14 protein-coding genes, 5 tRNA genes and 2 rRNA genes (1 of these 21 only partly in view) are annotated in these 17,048 nt (G+C 51.1%); 1 reads left to right on the top strand and 20 read right to left on the bottom strand.

Features of this window, described 5'->3' with window-relative positions:
* Positions 1–38: 38 nt before the first annotated feature.
* From rplJ to ACJJJB_RS21595, 18 genes are all read right to left on the bottom strand, one after another.
* Positions 39–533: a 50S ribosomal protein L10 gene (gene rplJ, locus ACJJJB_RS21680; RefSeq protein WP_020411124.1), complete on the bottom strand. Its 495-nt coding sequence runs from the start codon at positions 531–533 to the stop codon at positions 39–41.
* 280 nt (positions 534–813) lie between these two features.
* Positions 814–1,509, bottom strand: coding sequence for a 50S ribosomal protein L1 (gene rplA, locus ACJJJB_RS21675; RefSeq protein WP_020411125.1), 696 nt, complete (start codon positions 1,507–1,509; stop codon positions 814–816).
* Positions 1,510–1,941, bottom strand: a complete 432-nt coding sequence (gene rplK / locus ACJJJB_RS21670; RefSeq protein WP_020411126.1) for a 50S ribosomal protein L11 — start codon at positions 1,939–1,941, stop codon at positions 1,510–1,512. It abuts the gene before it with no gap.
* 158 nt (positions 1,942–2,099) lie between these two features.
* Positions 2,100–2,633: a transcription termination/antitermination protein NusG gene (nusG, locus tag ACJJJB_RS21665; protein WP_026304859.1), complete on the bottom strand. Its 534-nt coding sequence runs from the start codon at positions 2,631–2,633 to the stop codon at positions 2,100–2,102.
* A 10-nt stretch (positions 2,634–2,643) separates the two neighbouring features.
* A complete protein-coding gene (secE, locus tag ACJJJB_RS21660; RefSeq protein ID WP_020411128.1) occupies positions 2,644–3,012 on the bottom strand; it encodes a preprotein translocase subunit SecE in 369 nt (122 codons plus the stop codon).
* Positions 3,013–3,129: 117 nt separating this feature from the next.
* Positions 3,130–3,205: transfer RNA gene (locus tag ACJJJB_RS21655), tRNA-Trp, on the bottom strand.
* Between the two features lie 101 nt (positions 3,206–3,306).
* Positions 3,307–4,500, bottom strand: coding sequence for an elongation factor Tu (gene tuf / locus ACJJJB_RS21650; RefSeq protein WP_020411101.1), 1,194 nt, complete (start codon positions 4,498–4,500; stop codon positions 3,307–3,309).
* 129 nt (positions 4,501–4,629) lie between these two features.
* Positions 4,630–4,704, bottom strand: a tRNA-Thr gene (locus tag ACJJJB_RS21645).
* Between the two features lie 69 nt (positions 4,705–4,773).
* Positions 4,774–4,847, bottom strand: a tRNA-Gly gene (locus tag ACJJJB_RS21640).
* A gap of 60 nt (positions 4,848–4,907) precedes the next feature.
* Positions 4,908–4,991, bottom strand: a tRNA-Tyr gene (locus tag ACJJJB_RS21635).
* A gap of 110 nt (positions 4,992–5,101) precedes the next feature.
* Positions 5,102–5,177, bottom strand: a tRNA-Thr gene (locus tag ACJJJB_RS21630).
* Between the two features lie 194 nt (positions 5,178–5,371).
* Complete coding sequence (locus tag ACJJJB_RS21625; RefSeq protein ID WP_445365479.1) at positions 5,372–6,061, bottom strand: SPOR domain-containing protein; 690 nt, start codon at positions 6,059–6,061, stop codon at positions 5,372–5,374.
* A gap of 14 nt (positions 6,062–6,075) precedes the next feature.
* Positions 6,076–6,825 carry a type III pantothenate kinase gene (locus ACJJJB_RS21620; RefSeq protein ID WP_444945755.1) on the bottom strand — a complete coding sequence of 250 codons (750 nt, stop codon included), beginning with the start codon at positions 6,823–6,825 and terminating at the stop codon, positions 6,076–6,078.
* The gene (birA, locus tag ACJJJB_RS21615; protein WP_245556634.1) at positions 6,822–7,823 is read right to left on the bottom strand and encodes a bifunctional biotin--[acetyl-CoA-carboxylase] ligase/biotin operon repressor BirA; all 1,002 of its coding nucleotides are present in this window, start codon (positions 7,821–7,823) and stop codon (positions 6,822–6,824) included. Before birA ends, ACJJJB_RS21620 begins: the two co-directional genes overlap by 4 nt.
* A gap of 5 nt (positions 7,824–7,828) precedes the next feature.
* The gene (alr, locus tag ACJJJB_RS21610; RefSeq protein ID WP_445365478.1) at positions 7,829–8,941 is read right to left on the bottom strand and encodes an alanine racemase; all 1,113 of its coding nucleotides are present in this window, start codon (positions 8,939–8,941) and stop codon (positions 7,829–7,831) included.
* Between the two features lie 25 nt (positions 8,942–8,966).
* The gene (locus tag ACJJJB_RS21605; RefSeq protein ID WP_353377276.1) at positions 8,967–10,160 is read right to left on the bottom strand and encodes an ABC transporter permease; all 1,194 of its coding nucleotides are present in this window, start codon (positions 10,158–10,160) and stop codon (positions 8,967–8,969) included.
* Entirely contained in the window at positions 10,157–10,909 is a 753-nt protein-coding gene (locus ACJJJB_RS21600) for an ABC transporter ATP-binding protein (protein ID WP_444945756.1), read from the bottom strand. The genes ACJJJB_RS21605 and ACJJJB_RS21600 overlap by 4 nt, the downstream gene beginning before the upstream one ends.
* Positions 10,902–12,326 (bottom strand): alpha/beta hydrolase, encoded by a 1,425-nt coding sequence (locus ACJJJB_RS21595; protein WP_445365477.1) that lies wholly within the window; start codon positions 12,324–12,326, stop codon positions 10,902–10,904. The genes ACJJJB_RS21600 and ACJJJB_RS21595 overlap by 8 nt, the downstream gene beginning before the upstream one ends.
* Positions 12,327–12,515: 189 nt before the next feature.
* Here ACJJJB_RS21595 and ACJJJB_RS21590 point away from each other — a divergent pair, with 189 nt between their 5' ends.
* A complete protein-coding gene (locus ACJJJB_RS21590; protein ID WP_444945758.1) occupies positions 12,516–13,472 on the top strand; it encodes a hypothetical protein in 957 nt (318 codons plus the stop codon).
* A gap of 909 nt (positions 13,473–14,381) precedes the next feature.
* Here ACJJJB_RS21590 and rrf read toward each other — a convergent pair.
* Both rrf and ACJJJB_RS21580 read right to left on the bottom strand, forming a co-directional pair.
* A 5S ribosomal RNA gene (rrf, locus tag ACJJJB_RS21585) occupies positions 14,382–14,497 on the bottom strand.
* 203 nt (positions 14,498–14,700) lie between these two features.
* A 23S ribosomal RNA gene (locus ACJJJB_RS21580) occupies positions 14,701–17,048 on the bottom strand; it runs 530 nt beyond the window's last position.

Below are 17,048 nucleotides of genomic sequence, written 5' to 3'. Positions count from 1 at the left end.
ATTTCGTTTTGAAACTGCGATTCGCTCTTGCGAAAAAATTATGCAGCTTCCTGCTCTTTTTGGTCGCGAACGGCCGCAATAGTGCGAACCAGCTTGCCAGCAGATGCTTCTTTCAACACGCTCATCAGCTTGGCGATCGCCTCGTCGTATGTCGGCAGGCTTGCCAACAGTGCGACGTCGGTGATCGCGCCTTCGAAGGCAGCACCTTTCAGTTCCAGCTTGTCATTGCCCTTGGCGAACTGGCTCAGGATGCGCGCACCGGCACCCGGGTGTTCGTTGGAAAATGCAATAATGCTGGGACCTACGAATTTGTCGGTCAGACATTCGTAATCGGTTCCTGCCAGAGCGCGACGCGCCAGAGTATTGCGGACGACTTTTAACCAAACGCCGTTCTCGCGAGCCTCTTTGCGCAGGGCAGTCATGTCATTCACGGTTACGCCGCGGGAATCCGCAACTACCGCAGACAGAGCACCCTCAGCAGCTTGCTGGACATCTGCGACAATCGCTTTCTTGTCTTCGAGTCCAATAGCCATAGTGTCACTCCTGGATTTGAAAAAAATCGGACTTAACCGTCCGATCCGTTCCGGTGCATAAAGCTCAAATCCAGTAAAAAATACTGGTTTGGGCGACACCGTCTGCGTAGGCTCAAACCTCTTAGCGACCAACCTGGCCGAGGTTTGGATTAAGCCAGACACGTTAAACCTCAACGCACCGGGCACCTACGGTCTTTGACGGCCCACATTTCTGCCGAAGCATCAAGTGGACCCCAAAGTTCATTTCGGCATACAGCCCCAGAGGGCTGCACTGCCATAATTAGATGGTCAGAGAAGACTGGTCGATAACCAGGCCCGGGCCCATAGTGGTGCTCAAGGTGATCTTCTTCAGGTACACGCCCTTAGCGGAAGCCGGCTTGGCTTTCTTCAGGTCGGCAACCAGGGCTTCCAGGTTTTCTTTCAGTGCATTTGCATCGAAAGCTACCTTGCCGATACCTCCGTGGATGATGCCGCCTTTGTCAGCGCGGAAACGCACCTGACCAGCTTTGGCATTCTTAACAGCAGTGGCAACGTCTGGAGTTACAGTGCCAGTCTTCGGGTTCGGCATCAGGCCACGCGGGCCGAGGATTTGACCCAGCTGGCCAACTACGCGCATCGCATCCGGAGAAGCGATTACTACGTCGAAGTCCATCTTGCCGGCTTTAACATCGGCAGCCAGCTCATCCATACCGATCAGGTCAGCGCCCGCTTCCTTAGCGGCGTCAGCATTTGCACCCTGGGTGAAAACAGCTACGCGAACTTCTTTACCGGTACCGTGCGGCAGAGTGGTCGCACCACGAACAGCCTGGTCGGATTTACGCGGGTCGATGCCCAGGTTTACAGAGGCGTCTACAGTCTCTGCAAACTTAACGTTGGACAGCTCTTTCAGCAGGGCAACAGCTTCTTCAATGCCATAAGCCTTGCCAGCTTCCACTTTCTCAGCGATAGCGCGCTGACGCTTGCTCAATTTAGCCACTTAGAGACCCTCCACTTCGATACCGGCACTGCGTGCGGAACCAGCGATGGTGCGCACGGCCGCGTCCATGTCGGATGCAGTCAGGTCGGCTTTCTTCATTTCCACGATCTCTTCCAGCTGAGCACGGGTAACCTTGCCCACCTTGTCGGTATTAGGACGACCGGAACCGCTCTTGATCTTGGCAGCCTTGCGCAGCAGGACCGCGGCAGGCGGAGATTTCATAATGAAGGTGAAGGAGCGATCACTGTAAACAGAGATCACAACCGGCACTGGCAGACCTGGCTCGAGGCTCTGGGTCTGGGCATTGAACGCCTTACAGAATTCCATGATGTTCACGCCGTGCTGACCCAGTGCAGGACCTACGGGTGGACTTGGATTGGCCTGACCGGCCTTAACTTGTAGCTTGATATAAGCTTCTACTTTCTTAGCCATTACAGCTCTCCTCTAGATGGGTGGTAACGCCCATTCCAACTAACCACTATGATCAAAGGAACCGGCTCCCCAAAACCCCAAAAATAAAACTTATTTTTCGGGGACGCGAAAACCCCCTTCCACCTCGCGGCGAAAGAGGGCAAAAAAATATACTGGAATCAGGTCTTTTCTACCTGGCTAAATTCCAGCTCAACCGGGGTGGAGCGTCCGAAAATCAACACTGCTACGCGCAAGCGGCTCTTCTCGTAGTTAACTTCTTCAACCACACCATTGAAATCATTAAACGGACCGTCGATAACCCGAACCATTTCGCCAGGCTCAAACAGTGTTTTGGGCTTCGGCTTATCGACAGAATCATCAATGCGATTCAGGATAGCCTGCGCCTCTCGATCGGTAATAGGCGCCGGCCTATCCGCCTTACCACCGATAAAACCGAGCACACGTGGAGTTTCTTTTACCAGGTGCCAGGTGTCATCATTCAGTTCCATTTCCACCAGAACATAGCCGGGGAAGAACTTACGCTCACTTTTACGCTTCTGTCCTGCTCGCATCTCCACCACTTCTTCGGTGGGAACCAGCACTTCACCAAACAGGTGATCCATTTCGTGCAGCTCAATTCGCTCTTTTAGGGAGCTGGCAACACGCTTCTCATATCCCGAGTAAGCCTGGACCACATACCAATGCTTTGACATGTATCAACCTTTAGCCGATGAGTTTGGATGCCGCCCAACCTAATGCGGAGTCCAGCGCCCAGAGAATTAACGCCATAATCAATACAAAAACCACCACAATCACTGTGGTCTGGGTTGCCTCTTGGCGGGTCGGCCAAACCACGCGCCTGACCTCGGTTTGCGCCTCGCGCAACAGTTGCCAGAGAGCATTGCCTTTGGCGGTATTTACTGCCACAACCAGAGCGACCAAGCAGATGGCAGTAACTGCCAACACGCGGTAGATCAAGGGGAATTCGGCATAATAAGAGTTGCCCGCGACAGCACCGCCAACCAACAGCACTATCAGCAGCCACTTTAGGCCGTCAAGACGAAAGGTTTTCGCTTCTGCTTTAGCATTCATATATGAAGCCCTTAGCGCACTACAGATAAGCCCCTAGTGCTCAAAAACACAAAAGCCCCACTCATAAGCAGGGTTTCGCGACACCCCTAAGCTTATCCTAAGCGGAGTGATTGAAAATGGCAGGCCAGGAGGGACTCGAACCCCCAACAGCCGGTTTTGGAGACCGGTGCTCTACCAATTGAACTACTGGCCTGTACATCACGAGTGCTTTAACACTCGAAGATGGAGAGGACTATAGCCTGCCCTCTCATCTGGTGCACCGCCAAGGAACCTCGGCGGCACGAAGATCAAAGATTACTCGATGATCTTAGCAACAACGCCCGCACCTACGGTACGACCACCTTCGCGAATAGCGAAACGCAGGCCGTCTTCCATGGCGATCGGAGCGATCAGGGTAACAACCATTTGAATGTTGTCGCCCGGCATTACCATTTCAGTACCTTCCGGCAGCTCTACCGCACCAGTTACGTCGGTAGTACGGAAGTAGAACTGAGGACGGTAGCCTTTAAAGAACGGGGTGTGACGACCACCTTCGTCCTTGGACAGTACGTACACTTCCGCTTCGAACTTGGTGTGCGGAGTGATAGAACCAGGCTTAGCCAGTACCTGACCACGCTCCACTTCGTCACGCTTGGTGCCGCGCAGCAGCGCGCCGATGTTCTCACCTGCACGACCTTCGTCGAGCAGCTTGCGGAACATCTCAACACCAGTACAGGTGGTAGTGGTGGTCTCTTTGATACCAACGATTTCGATCTCGTCGCCAGTGTGGATTACACCGCGCTCTACACGACCGGTTACCACGGTACCACGGCCGGAGATGGAGAATACGTCTTCGATCGGCATCAGGAACGGCAGGTCTACAGCGCGCTCCGGCTCAGGAATGTACTCGTCCAGGGTTTCAACCAGCTTCTTAACAGCGGTGGTACCCATTTCGTTGTCGTCTTCGCCGTTCAGGGCCATCAGAGCAGAACCAACGATGATCGGAGTGTCGTCACCCGGGAACTCGTACTGGTCCAGAAGTTCGCGAACTTCCATCTCTACCAGCTCGAGCAGTTCTTCGTCGTCTACCATGTCCGCTTTGTTCAGGAACACAACGATGTAAGGTACACCTACCTGACGGGAAAGCAGGATGTGCTCACGAGTCTGCGGCATGGGGCCGTCAGCTGCGGAACATACCAGGATAGCGCCGTCCATCTGAGCAGCACCGGTGATCATGTTCTTAACGTAGTCGGCGTGTCCCGGGCAGTCTACGTGCGCGTAGTGGCGAGTCGGGGACTCGTACTCAACGTGAGAGGTAGCGATGGTGATACCGCGCTCACGCTCTTCCGGTGCATTGTCGATACCGTCGAAAGCTACAGCGTCACCGCCCCATACTTCCGCACATACGCGGGTCAGAGCAGCGGTCAGGGTGGTTTTACCGTGGTCAACGTGACCGATGGTGCCCACGTTCACGTGGGGCTTGGAACGTTCAAACTTTTCTTTTGCCATTGCAGCCTCCTAATATAGGTGAACCGTTAACGATCCCACCCATGTCCAGAACATGCGCATCCGACCCGGAAAACCCCGACCCCGGACACAAACAACCGCAAGAGCTCTCACCCTCGCGGCTATTAAAAATGGAGCTCATGGGCGGATTTGAACCGCCGACCTCACCCTTACCAAGGGTGTGCTCTACCCCTGAGCTACATGAGCAAATATCTCGCCAAACCAGGCGACCACAAGGCTTGCCAATCCGGAGGGTATTCCAGCTGAACCCATAACTGGAGCGGGCAGCGGGAATCGAACCCGCATCATCAGCTTGGAAGGCTGAGGTTCTACCATTGAACTATGCCCGCTTGCGGGAGCCTCCAAACGAAACAATCCGTTTCGCCGGCAACACCTTACGGTGTAAAAAATGGTGCAGGGGGGTGGATTCGAACCACCGAAGCTTTCGCGTCAGATTTACAGTCTGATCCCTTTGGCCACTCGGGAACCCCTGCCTCAATGCGGGGTGCATTCTCTACACCTTCCGCTGCACTGTCAACATTTTTTTCTTTAAATTTCACAGACTTACCTGCGAAATTTAATGTTGAACAATGCCGGGATAAAATGGAGCTGGCGAGAGGAGTCGAACCCCCGACCGGCTGATTACAAGTCAGCTGCTCTACCAACTGAGCTACGCCAGCACTATCCCATTCATTGGCGAAGTTGATTGGTCAGCCTCGTCAATGGAGGCGGGATTCTAGGGGAAGTTATCCTGACAAGCAACACCCTTTTTACAGATAAACCGGAATTTTTTGTGTCGCCATTTGCCTCATAGAGAAAAATTCAGCCGCTAAATATCAAGCCGTGAGGATTAAGACCTATAGTCGAGAGCCTTTCAGCTCGCCACTTCTGAACAAAGATTTCTGCGCCGATCCAGCTTGGGGTGCTCTTCCTGCAGATGTTGCCAGAATTCTCCAGCCAAACGTTCAGCCTGCCCAGGTGCCAATATAATCCAACGCTCCATATGAGTCTGAGGCTCTTCACGGAACTGCGCCCCAATTCCCTTTTCCGCCAGCTCTTCAGCAAGACCTTCTGCGCGTTCGCGTTCACTGAAAATACCAAATGATATACCGTCGGCAAGAGCACCCTTGGGGATTACATAGCTATCGATACCCTGGGCCTGCAGTTCACGCAAACGGTTGAATGCCTCTCTACGAGAGTTCAGCGGCGGTAAAAAAACCCAGTAACGCATCTGCCCTTGCATTTGAATTTCGCGAAGACTGGCAGAAACCTGGAGGGCGGAGAGACGCTCCACTATATCCCTCCCCAGATATTCTTCGGGAAAAGGCCCGATCAAGGTACACAATTGCTCTCCAGAGACCTCAGTGGCTAACGGGGCCGTCTCCTCTTCCACTGGGGGCAGCTGTTCTGGCGATATTTCACTAACCAAGACAATTTCCTGGATTTCAGTGCCCCGACCTGGGCTGTCAACACTGACAGTGCCATCATTAGCTGGGGATGCCGCCATAAACCAGGCAAACACCCCCAGATTAAGTATCAGTAAGAAGAGAGCGATCCAACGCATAACAGTCTTTATATTTAGGGATTACTCAACGCCAAGCCATCCAGTACCAACTCCGGCACCAAGTGATGCTCACTTTGATAGAGAGAGGACAGTAGCGCCCCATCTCCACCGGTAAGCCACAGTAACGGCTCCCCACCAGTATAATTTCGCAGTTGATCAAGTGCCCGATCGATTGCCCCAAGCACCATTAGAAATAGTCCGCGATTAATGGCCTCATCGGTATTGCGCCCAGCACTTAACGATGTCGTCAATGTAAACGCCTGCGCACTCTTGGCCGCATGAGTATCCAGCCGCAGAGAGCGCTGCATTAAACCTATACCGGGTACGATATACCCACCAAGGTGACCTCCGTTATTGTCTATCAAATCTAGGGTAACCGCGCTGCCACAGTCCACAATTAGTGCTGCACTCTGGTCCCGGCCATATGCGGCAAGCATCGCCAGCCATCGATCAGTACCTAACACCTGGTGGTTGTCATAGCCACAGGTAACTCCGGCACATTCTTCGAGTACCTGTGAGAACTCCACATCCAGAGAAAACAAGGATCTTACATGCTCTGACAACGACTCAGCGACTACGGGGCCCGCAACATTTACCACGCGAACCCGCTTGGGCTGCAACTCCAGGCCCAGCTTATCCCAGCCGTCCGGCATACGACCTTCACGCAAGTCGGAGGTACCAAAATGCCCGCGCATATCTACCTGCCCTTCGTTTAACAGGCGCCATTTGCCACGGGTATTACCAATATCCAGTTCCAGAATCAAACCTGCCCCCGCAAAGAGATTTCCCCTCCATGAAAGTGTTTCAGCTCTCCATCCATATCTAAAATTAAGGCACCTTTGTCATCTACCCCGGCGGCGATACCGGCCCAAACCTGAGAACCGGCCTGCAGTGTGACCGGTTGGCCGGCAAATTGATCCAGCTTGGTCCAGGCATCCCGGTAAGCACTAAATCCTCTTTGTGGATATTCGTGCAATAACGGTAACAGCTCATCCAATATCGCAGCCACTAAATGGTTACGCGGTATCCCCGGGCAAATCTGCTGCAAATCCGCCCAAGGCTGATCAATTTCAGTGGCGGTTTCAATGCGCAGGCCACTATTCAGCCCTATGCCGATAACCACAGCACAGCGATCGGTCAGATCCCCCTTGAGCTCAAGCAAAACCCCTGCAAGCTTCCGGCCACGGCACCAGATATCATTGGGCCATTTCAAGCGGATATCCGGTACCGAAAAACGTTCTAATGCCCGCGCCAACGCCACCCCTACCGCGAGGCTCAGTCCCTCCAGGCTTTGCACTCCGCCGCTGAACTCCCAGCCGACAGACAAACTCACCCCAACCCCATAAGGGCTGATCCAGCCTCGACCGCGACGCCCTCGACCAGCACTCTGTCTTTCTGCAAGCATGGCAATAGCATGCCCACTACCCTGCTCCATGCGAGTTAAGAGCTGTGTATTCGTCGAGCCCACCTCGTCAAATAAAATCAGCTCGCGTAAAAGAGCATTGGAATTATCCCCAAGCCCCTCGTAAATCTTGTCCGAAGAGAGCAACTCCAACCCTCCAGGCAAACGGTAACCCCTCCCTTTAACCGATTCGAGAGCCAATCCGTAATGCTCAAGTTTCTTTAATTGCTTCCACACTGCAGCGCGGCTTACTCCAAGGGCTGCACCGAGAGATTCCCCAGAATGCAGATTACCATCAGCCAGTAATTCCAATACCGGGCGTAACTGTTCCAGTGAGCTTTTTGCGATAGTGTCTTGCAAGGTGATCAACTTTTTATATAGCGACGAAAATAACGATGTCCGAGGCTGGTCAACACCTCATAACCAATAGTGCCAGCGTATTCTGCCACCTCATCCACCGTTAGCTCTTTATTGAGAACATCTATGGACTGCAGAGATTCCCGGTCTTGGTCGGATAACGCAGAGATATCGAAAGTAGTGGAATCCATAGATATACGACCGATTATCGGTAGATGGCGACCGCAGGCCCAGCCGCGACCCCGGCCACCCTGAGCCCGGATTATACCGTCTGCATAGCCACCCCGAGCCACTGCCAGCCAGCTTCCTGCTGCAGCCTGTTGGGTCGCTCCATAACCAACAGACTGTTCGCGACTGACAAAACGCTTTTGCACTATCGGTAGACTGAGTGCTACTGTGGGCCTCATTGGATTGGGAGTACCGGGAACCGGGTTAATCCCGTAGAGAGCAGATCCGGGGCGGGCAATATCAAAGTGATAATCCTCACCGAGGAAAATGCCTGAGGAATTAGCGAGGCTCAGCTGCACCTCGGGACACAGTGAACGCAGCCTCTCACCAGCTTCTTTAAAACTGCGCAATTGAAAGCTATTTTGTGGATGGAGCGGCTCATCCGCACAAGCCAGATGGCTGAGAAGGATGCGTATATCCGCGGAGCCAAGTAATTGCCGGTCCCCCAGTAGTAGTTCAAACTCCTCCTCGCTGAGACCCAGGCGCGTCATACCCGAATCCACTTTTACCGCACAGGGAGCCACTAATTCCGCGCGAGCACATATTTCGACCCAATTGCGCAATTGCGCCAGGGTAAACAGTGTTGGTATCAACCCTGCATGGGCACACTCTAATTCTGCCCCATTTCGCACCCCGGTTAGAATAACGATGCGGACCTCGTCCCCCAGCTCTCTACGAAGACGCTCCCCTTCCGCTTGGGTTGCAACAAAGAAGTCCCGGCAGCCTTGCCGGTAGAGGGTCGGCGCTACCTGGGTCATACCTAGGCCATAGGCATCCGCCTTGACCACAGCGCCACAGCGGGCGCCACCAGCCAACTTCTCGGTCAGATCTAGATAGTTATCAGCAATTGACTGCAAATTAATACTCAGCAGCCCCTCGCGGAAGTCATTCATGCCAATACAACTCTCAATTCATCAGCTAGGTAGCCCCAAGCAGGCTCTCACGACTCAAAGCACGTGCACCTACTAATATACACAGCCCAACCAAAGATAGGGTGACCAAGGAGCCAGCAAGAGCCAAGGGTACAGGTATCGCCTCACCTGCCATTAACAGGCTGAGCCATTGTTGCTGCCCGATTAAGGGGGTCAGTTGCCAAGCGGGTGAGTCCAATTTAATGTCAGATAGATTTACTATCATCAGCAATGCGACAGGTAATCCCTGCAAAATGCTCAGCTGGATTTGTGCATCTTTAAAGGACTGGGAGCGCAGGGCCAAAAGAATCTGGAGAACAGCAACCAGCAATGCCAGTGGCAATAACAAAAAACTCATAGCCACCAACTCGGCTATTCCTGCAGAAAACTGCACTCCAATTTCCGCCAGTGGTAAAAGAGTAAATGATAGCGTTAAAACTGCGAGCGAAAGAAGTGACCCAAACCAACCGATACTGGTTACGGCGAGCACTTTCGCCACAATAATCTGCCAACCATTCAAGGGTTGCTGCAATAAGGTTTCGATACTCATGCGCTCCCGCTCTCCCGCAGAGGTGTCGATAGATGGAGCTGCGCTGCATACCATCAACGCCATAATCAATAGCACTGGCACCATAATTCCTAAAATAGCTAACCCCCGGCTGGACGGAGTGCTAACGTCCCTTATTTGTAACTGCCAGGGAGTAAGAACCTGAGGCGCAATACCACGTGCTGATAAACGCTGCTGCATAATTGTTTTCTGTAGGGTACCCAGGCGCTCCTGTATAAGCTGAATACCTCGCCCACCAGATTTACTTGAACCATCAACATACAAATAGACTTTGGGAGACAGGAGATTGCGATAGTCTGTCTCAAATTCTTTGCCTATTTGTAGGACAGCATCATATTTATCCTCAAGAAGTTCACGTGGAATCCCCTCCCTTAACTGATCAATCCGGAAACCAGTTCCATGTAATTGATTCTCTAATAAAGGGGCATAGTCACTACCTACAATGGCAATATTTAAATTGGTTTCGGACACTACCTTAAAAGATAGGGCACCACTTCCAATCATTATTGCTGGAAATAAAAGGGTAAAACCCAATGCAATCATTAAAGCCCGCCGATCACGCCAAACTTCAAGAAGCTCCTTTAGAACCAGTGCTTGGAATTGCTGTGATAAAACATTATCGACAATACTCATGCTACCTCTCCCTGCTGACGCTTCCCTGCCCTTTGACCATAAGCAAGCTTCACGAAACTATCCTCAAGGCTGTTACTACCTGAACGTGTATTGAGTTCGCCCGGGGTTCCACTATCGACAATAGCGCCATTTGCCATGATTAAAACAGTATCGGATAGCTCTACAACCTCAGCCATAATATGGCTCGAAAATAAAATTGCTGTTCCCTCTGACCTCAAGTTTAAAAGAGTTCTACGCAGTAACCTGGCAGCAAGCACATCTAAACCACGGGTGGGCTCATCCAAAATCAGATGGGAGGGCCGATGTACTAGCGCCCGAGCGAGAGACACCTTCATTCTCTCCCCTTGAGAAAACCCTTTTGTTCGACGATTCCAAAGGCTGGATAGCTCTAACTCTTCTCGCACAGATTGCAATGCAAATTCTAATTTATCTCCAGCCAACCCTTGGGCACTGGCGAAAAAGGACAAATACTCCGCTACGGTAAGACGTTCATAAAGTCCCTCCCGGTCTCCAACCACGCCTAACTGCCGACGTATTTCCTTCGGATACTTTGAAACCTCCAGGCCACCAACATAAGCATGCCCACTATCTGCTTTTAGTAAACCGGTAATAATGCGAAGACATGTCGTTTTGCCCGCACCATTGGCACCCAGTAAGGCTGTTATCTGCCCATCAGCAATAGAAAAGTTCAGGTTCTTCAGTACAGGGGTTCCCGAAAACTGCTTACTAACCGAATTAACTCTAATCACTGCCGCTCCCCCCCTGTTCCATTCCTTTTGAATCAGAACCGCCTCTCCGATCCAACTCTGGTCCATAAGCTCCAATCATGAACGGCGGTCTGTGAATATCCTTCACACAAGCTTGATCCAGCTTCACTTCAGGTGAAGTAAGAAATTTATCAATCAAATCAGGAATACAACCTCGAATGGAATTAATATGTCCTCCCCCCATTACTACCAGGTGCTGCTTATTGGAGAGATAATCAAGATCCTTTTGTGCATAGATTGGCGGCGTGATCGGATCCGCTTCACCCGATATTAACAATACTGGATGGTGACGGGGTTCAGGTTTGCTATAAAGCCTTTTAGGCACAGGCCATACATCACAGCCACGAGAAAAAAACTCAAGAAAAGCCCTGCCAATAAAAGCACCAGCAATATCCGCAGCAACTTCTTCCTCGCTGATTCGATGTAACTCCTCTGAGCAGGCAACAGAGAAAGTCAGGCCCAGGGACATTCCCGTTGTTGTATCTGAAAAAAATCCCGCTATACCGGCCAATGGCAAGTAATTACCTGAGCCTGCTTCAGTGATTGCAAATGGCAGTTGCGCAGACGCTTCGGGAGAGTACAAAGCCGCCCGGATCATGCTTTGCAAGGCCCAGAGTGACATGGGTTGCTCGGATATTCTCCCCGTAACTGGATCCGGAAATTTTTTCGCAGCGGAGTCATCCCAGTTAATCAGCAATTGTTCCAATTCTCCCCGCCAATCACCAAACCGGGAGCAGGCTAAATCGGATTGACAGTCTCTCACTAAAGTTTGCAAGGCATGCTCAGCAGCCGAAGCCCCTAAAAACACCTTTGTATCTATAGGTGCTACCGCATCTAGTACCAAGGCAGTTAAACTGTCCGGATACCACTGCTGATAAAGTAAAGCTGTCCGTGTTCCCCAGGAACCACCCCACAGGGAAATCTTCTCGTGGCCGAAATGTTTCCGCACCAGTTCAAGGTCTTCAATGGTCTGGCGGCTACTGAGTGAATTGGCAAATGTTGTTTGTTGCAGGTAGCAATCTGCCAGTGATTTTGAGATCACTTCCAATTCGTTTGGCGTATTGCGATCAATACCGCAGCTAAATGGGCGGGATAATCCTGCACCGCGGCGATCCACCAATACGATTGCACGCGTTTGGTTTATTTTACGAAACTTGTTCAGCAGGATTGCAAGATCACTCGCCGCCTGCCCAGGCCCCCCCGCGAGTAGATAGAGAGGCTCTTCTCCGCTTTCATCCAGCGCGGGAGAAACCATTACGGCCAGTTTAACTTGTGTGTCCTCTTTCCCAACTGTAATCCGAGAACACTGCAATGAGTATTGCCATCCATCAAGATAGCAATCGTCAGCCCCACCATTTCCTTCGGCTGCCATAGCACCATGGGCGATAAAAAAAACCATTACTAAACAACCGAAATATAACCTCCGCATCCATACCACGACAGCTTCTCCTAATCTATTTGTCGAGTACCCCAGTGTATCTAAGCTCAAGTAAACCTGTCCTTTGCCATCCCATGTCAATGAATTGCATTAGCACCCTCCTCCCCACAGTGGTAAGGTTTCCGTTTTAGTTTGCCCATGACTGCACCCATGAGCTTTTCAGACCGTGAAAAACACCTAATCCGAGCCGCCTTTGCCTGGGGCCAGATCACCCAACAGGAAGGTTATACTCTCTCTGACCTGGAAATTGAGAAGTCGGTACTTTTTCGTCGCCTACTCGGTGGTCGACCACCACTCGCATTCCCTCCGCCCTTGCGCCATGGATTCCCCTGGTACGATGTAATCGAAGGGCGCGCTGAACATATTGTCAGCGCTTCAGAGGCGTCACCGGAATGCAGCATCATCGCTCCAGGCTGTAAAATTGGCGATACCTGCATTTTGATTGATGGCGCCTTCTGGCGGGTTGTAGAAACTATCCGCGAGCGGGAAGAATATATCGTCGAGTGGGGTCAATACCCTATGCAGTGGCGCTTAAGAAAACACTGGGAAGTCAATTATGAGATGACCCAGCAGCTACACAGCTTCCGTCGGGATAACCCCAACGAGGAAGTTAGTTTTGACAGCTATCTTGGGCAGCGAGAGTATCGTGAGTTTCGCATCGATGATGATCAGACAGTCTGGCTGTGTGAATGGCAGTTAAGTCGTATAAGTCTCTCTGGTTGGGTTTGGGTTGGCACATTACGCCCTCCAATAGTTAACAACTTAACCTCGATCTATGAGGACTCACTTGGGCCTATGGTTCTCGGTGAAGAGGGTGTGGATAAAGGCACAGCATGGCTTCGTATTGAAGAAGCTGACAAGGAGTCCCGTTTCGTTCAGCTGGAGGGAGAGCATGAGTATCACTTCTTATCTTCAGCTAATGCGATCGCACTAAAGGGCCTACTACACCAGCTCCAAGAAGAAACAGAAACAATTACTATCCTGGACTGGGCCCAGGGTAAGCCACTACGTAGCTTTTCTCTTCCCGCACAGCTGGTTCCTCTTGATGAGCTGAGCCTAAAAGAAATGAATTACGATCTGGTCCCAGAAAATGCCTATGAACCATAGCAAACTATCTTCTGCATACTTCAGCACAACCTAAATAAAAAAGCCCCACTCAGAGGGGCTTTTTTATTTCCCTCTTATTCCACCCAAGCCAAACTTTCGATCACAAAGACTTCCGTGCCACCTTTAATAAAACTGACATCTCTGTCTAAACAGGTAGTTGTTTATAACTGATGACAAGCGGATGAAGAGACGGTTACTAACAGAATCCATGGATAGACCTGTGCATAACTCCGGGATATCCACTTTCAGGCCTTTGTTTCCATAGGGGGTCTTTTAATGGGTAAAAAAACACCACTGATTCTAGGGTGATTTCCACAGGTCGGCCGTTATTAACAGAATGGCTGGATAGACTTGTGTATAACTGTGGTATATCCGCTGCCAGCCTTACAGTTGTGTGACATTGCGCGAGCGCACAAAAAATCACCGGCTTTTTCGTTGGTATTTTTGTGTCACTTTTATCCCTGTCAGGCCCTTTTTTACAGCGGAGATAATTTCTTTATTGGGAAGATTTTTTCCGGGAAGACTACTAGTAGTACTGCGGTAAATTATTTGGGAATGCCATTCCAGGGAAGGTTGCAGTAAAAAATAGCTGGGCGCTCAATTTTTTTCAGGAGAGAAAGCCGCGAGGAGAACTCTTTATTTACAGCCGCGTAAACGTGTTCGACTTTTTAGCGGGGTTTTTCCTGTTTAAATTTTTCAAGGGGTTTCTTTGTCACATTATTTTCTTAGTTTTTATTTTTAGCTTTTCTTTTTTAATTTTTCTTCGTTTCATCTTTGCCTTCTTTTTATTTTTGATTTCTTTTTATTTTTAACTTCCAAGTTTTTGCTTTTCTTCTTTGCGGCTCTTCACGGGTATTTTTTTACACATAAAAAAAGGGCCACCCATTGGGTGGCCCTTTCGGATTAGAAGCCTGACGATGACCTACTCTCACATGGGGAAGCCCCACACTACCATCGGCGATGTTGCGTTTCACTTCTGAGTTCGGCAAGGGATCAGGTGGTTCCACAACTCTATTGTCGTCAGGCAAACTGGCTTGGGTTGGCGCTGGTCTTATAAGCAATGTGCTTGGCCTGCCGTGTTATCGCTGTTTGCCTCGGTCATGTTGTTGACCGGCGATAACCCCAAATAAGTCGGTAAAACAATCTGTAGTAATACACCGCAAGCGATCGTATGTCTCTAACTCACAATCCGCTAGCTTAGCTAGTCGTTAGTAACCATCTCTGTTGTATGGTCAAGCCGCACGGGCAATTAGTACTGGTTAGCTCAACGCCTCACAACGCTTCCACACCCAGCCTATCAACGTGGTAGTCTTCCACGGCCCTTTAGGGGAATCAAGTTCCCAGGGAGATCTTATCTTGAAGGAGGCTTCCCGCTTAGATGCTTTCAGCGGTTATCCCGTCCGAACATAGCTACCCGGCAATGCCACTGGCGTGACAACCGGAACACCAGAGGTTCGTTCACTCCGGTCCTCTCGTACTAGGAGCAACTCTTCTCAAATCTCCAACGCCCACGGCAGATAGGGACCGAACTGTCTCACGACGTTCTAAACCCAGCTCGCGTACCACTTTAAATGGCGAACAGCCATACCCTTGGGACCGGCTTCAGCCCCAGGATGTGATGAGCCGACATCGAGGTGCCAAACACCGCCGTCGATGTGAACTCTTGGGCGGTATCAGCCTGTTATCCCCGGAGTACCTTTTATCCGTTGAGCGACGACCCTTCCATACAGAATCGCCGGATCACTATGACCTACTTTCGTACCTGCTCGACATGTCTGTCTCGCAGTCAAGCGCACTTATACCATTATGCTCATTGCATGATTTCCGACCATGCTGAGTGCACCTTCGTACTCCTCCGTTACTCTTTGGGAGGAGACCGCCCCAGTCAAACTACCCACCATACACTGTCCTCGATCCGGATAACGGACCAGAGTTAGAACCTCAAACATACCAGGGTGGTATTTCAAGGACGGCTCCACAACAACTAGCGTCGCTGCTTCAAAGCCTCCCACCTATCCTACACAAATAGGCTCAAAGTTCAGTGCAAAGCTGTAGTAAAGGTTCACGGGGTCTTTCCGTCTAGCCGCGGGTACACTGCATCTTAACAGCGATTTCAATTTCACTGAGTCTCTGGTGGAGACAGCGTGGCCATCGTTACGCCATTCGTGCAGGTCGGAACTTACCCGACAAGGAATTTCGCTACCTTAGGACCGTTATAGTTACGGCCGCCGTTTACCGGGGCTTCGATCAAGAGCTTCGCCGAAGCTAACCCCATCAATTAACCTTCCGGCACCGGGCAGGCGTCACACCCTATACGTCCACTTACGTGTTTGCAGAGTGCTATGTTTTTAATAAACAGTCGCAGCCACCTGGTCACTTCGACCGGCCTCAGCTTAGGGAGCAAGTCCCATCACCAAAACCGGCGTACCTTCTCCCGAAGTTACGGTACCATTTTGCCTAGTTCCTTCACCAGAGTTCTCTCAAGCGCCTTGGTATTCTCTACCTGACCACCTGTGTCGGTTTAGAGTACGGTTCACTATTGCCTGAAGCTTAGAAGTTTTTCCTGGAAGCAGGGCATCAACCACTTCGTCTCTAAAAGAGACTCGTCATCAGTTCTCAGCCTTAGGGACCCGGATTTGCCTAAGTCCCCAGCCTACAACCTTAAACATGGACAACCAATCGCCATGCTGGCCTAGCCTTCTCCGTCACTCCATCGCAGCAATAGCGAGTACAGGAATATTAACCTGTTTTCCATCGACTACGGCTTTCGCCCTCGCCTTAGGGGCCGACTAACCCTGTCCCGATTAGCGTTGGACAGGAACCCTTGGTCTTCCGGCGGGGAGGTTTTTCACCTCCCTTATCGTTACTCATGTCAGCATTCGCACTTGTGATACCTCCAGCAGACCTCCCGATCCACCTTCAACGGCTTACACAACGCTCCTCTACCATGCCCGAAGGCATCCGCAGCTTCGGTTACCAATTTAGCCCCGGTATATCTTCCGCGCAGGCCGACTCGACTAGTGAGCTATTACGCTTTCTTTAAAGGATGGCTGCTTCTAAGCCAACCTCCTAGCTGTCTGGGCCTTCCCACATCGTTTCCCACTTAATTGGTATTTGGGACCTTAGCTGGCGGTCTGGGTTGTTTCCCTTTCCACGACGGACGTTAGCACCCGCCGTGTGTCTCCCGCGATTGCACTCCTCGGTATTCGGAGTTTGCATGGGGTTGGTAAGTCGGGATGACCCCCTAGCCCAAACAGTGCTCTACCCCCGAGGGTGAGACGCGAGGCGCTACCTAAATAGCTTTCGAGGAGAACCAGCTATCTCCCGGCTTGATTAGCCTTTCACTCCGATCCACAGGTCATCCCCTAATTTTTCAACATTAGTGGGTTCGGTCCTCCAGTTGATGTTACTCAACCTTCAACCTGCCCATGGATAGATCGCCGGGTTTCGGGTCTATTGCCTGCAACTAAACGCCCTATTAAGACTCGATTTCTCTACGGCTCCCCTAAGCGGTTAACCTTGCTACAGACAATAAGTCGCTGACCCATTATACAAAAGGTACGCAGTCACCCCGAA

The sequence above is a fragment of the Microbulbifer variabilis genome, from assembly GCF_052468405.1.
This window is presented reverse-complemented; position numbering and strand designations above follow the sequence as displayed.

Excerpts from the sequence above, each read along its gene's own strand:
- rplJ (WP_020411124.1), bottom strand. The coding sequence starts at position 533 with ATGGCTATTGGACTCGAAGACAAGAAAGCGATTGTCGCAGATGTCCAG.
- rplK (WP_020411126.1), bottom strand. The coding sequence starts at position 1,941 with ATGGCTAAGAAAGTAGAAGCTTATATCAAGCTACAAGTTAAGGCCGGT.
- nusG (WP_026304859.1), bottom strand. The coding sequence starts at position 2,633 with ATGTCAAAGCATTGGTATGTGGTCCAGGCTTACTCGGGATATGAGAAG.
- secE (WP_020411128.1), bottom strand. The coding sequence starts at position 3,012 with ATGAATGCTAAAGCAGAAGCGAAAACCTTTCGTCTTGACGGCCTAAAG.
- tuf (WP_020411101.1), bottom strand. The coding sequence starts at position 4,500 with ATGGCAAAAGAAAAGTTTGAACGTTCCAAGCCCCACGTGAACGTGGGC.
- ACJJJB_RS21625 (WP_445365479.1), bottom strand. The coding sequence starts at position 6,061 with ATGCGTTGGATCGCTCTCTTCTTACTGATACTTAATCTGGGGGTGTTT.
- alr (WP_445365478.1), bottom strand. The coding sequence starts at position 8,941 with ATGAATGACTTCCGCGAGGGGCTGCTGAGTATTAATTTGCAGTCAATT.
- ACJJJB_RS21605 (WP_353377276.1), bottom strand. The coding sequence starts at position 10,160 with ATGAGTATTGTCGATAATGTTTTATCACAGCAATTCCAAGCACTGGTT.
- ACJJJB_RS21595 (WP_445365477.1), bottom strand. The coding sequence starts at position 12,326 with ATGGTTTTTTTTATCGCCCATGGTGCTATGGCAGCCGAAGGAAATGGT.
- ACJJJB_RS21590 (WP_444945758.1), top strand. The coding sequence starts at position 12,516 with ATGAGCTTTTCAGACCGTGAAAAACACCTAATCCGAGCCGCCTTTGCC.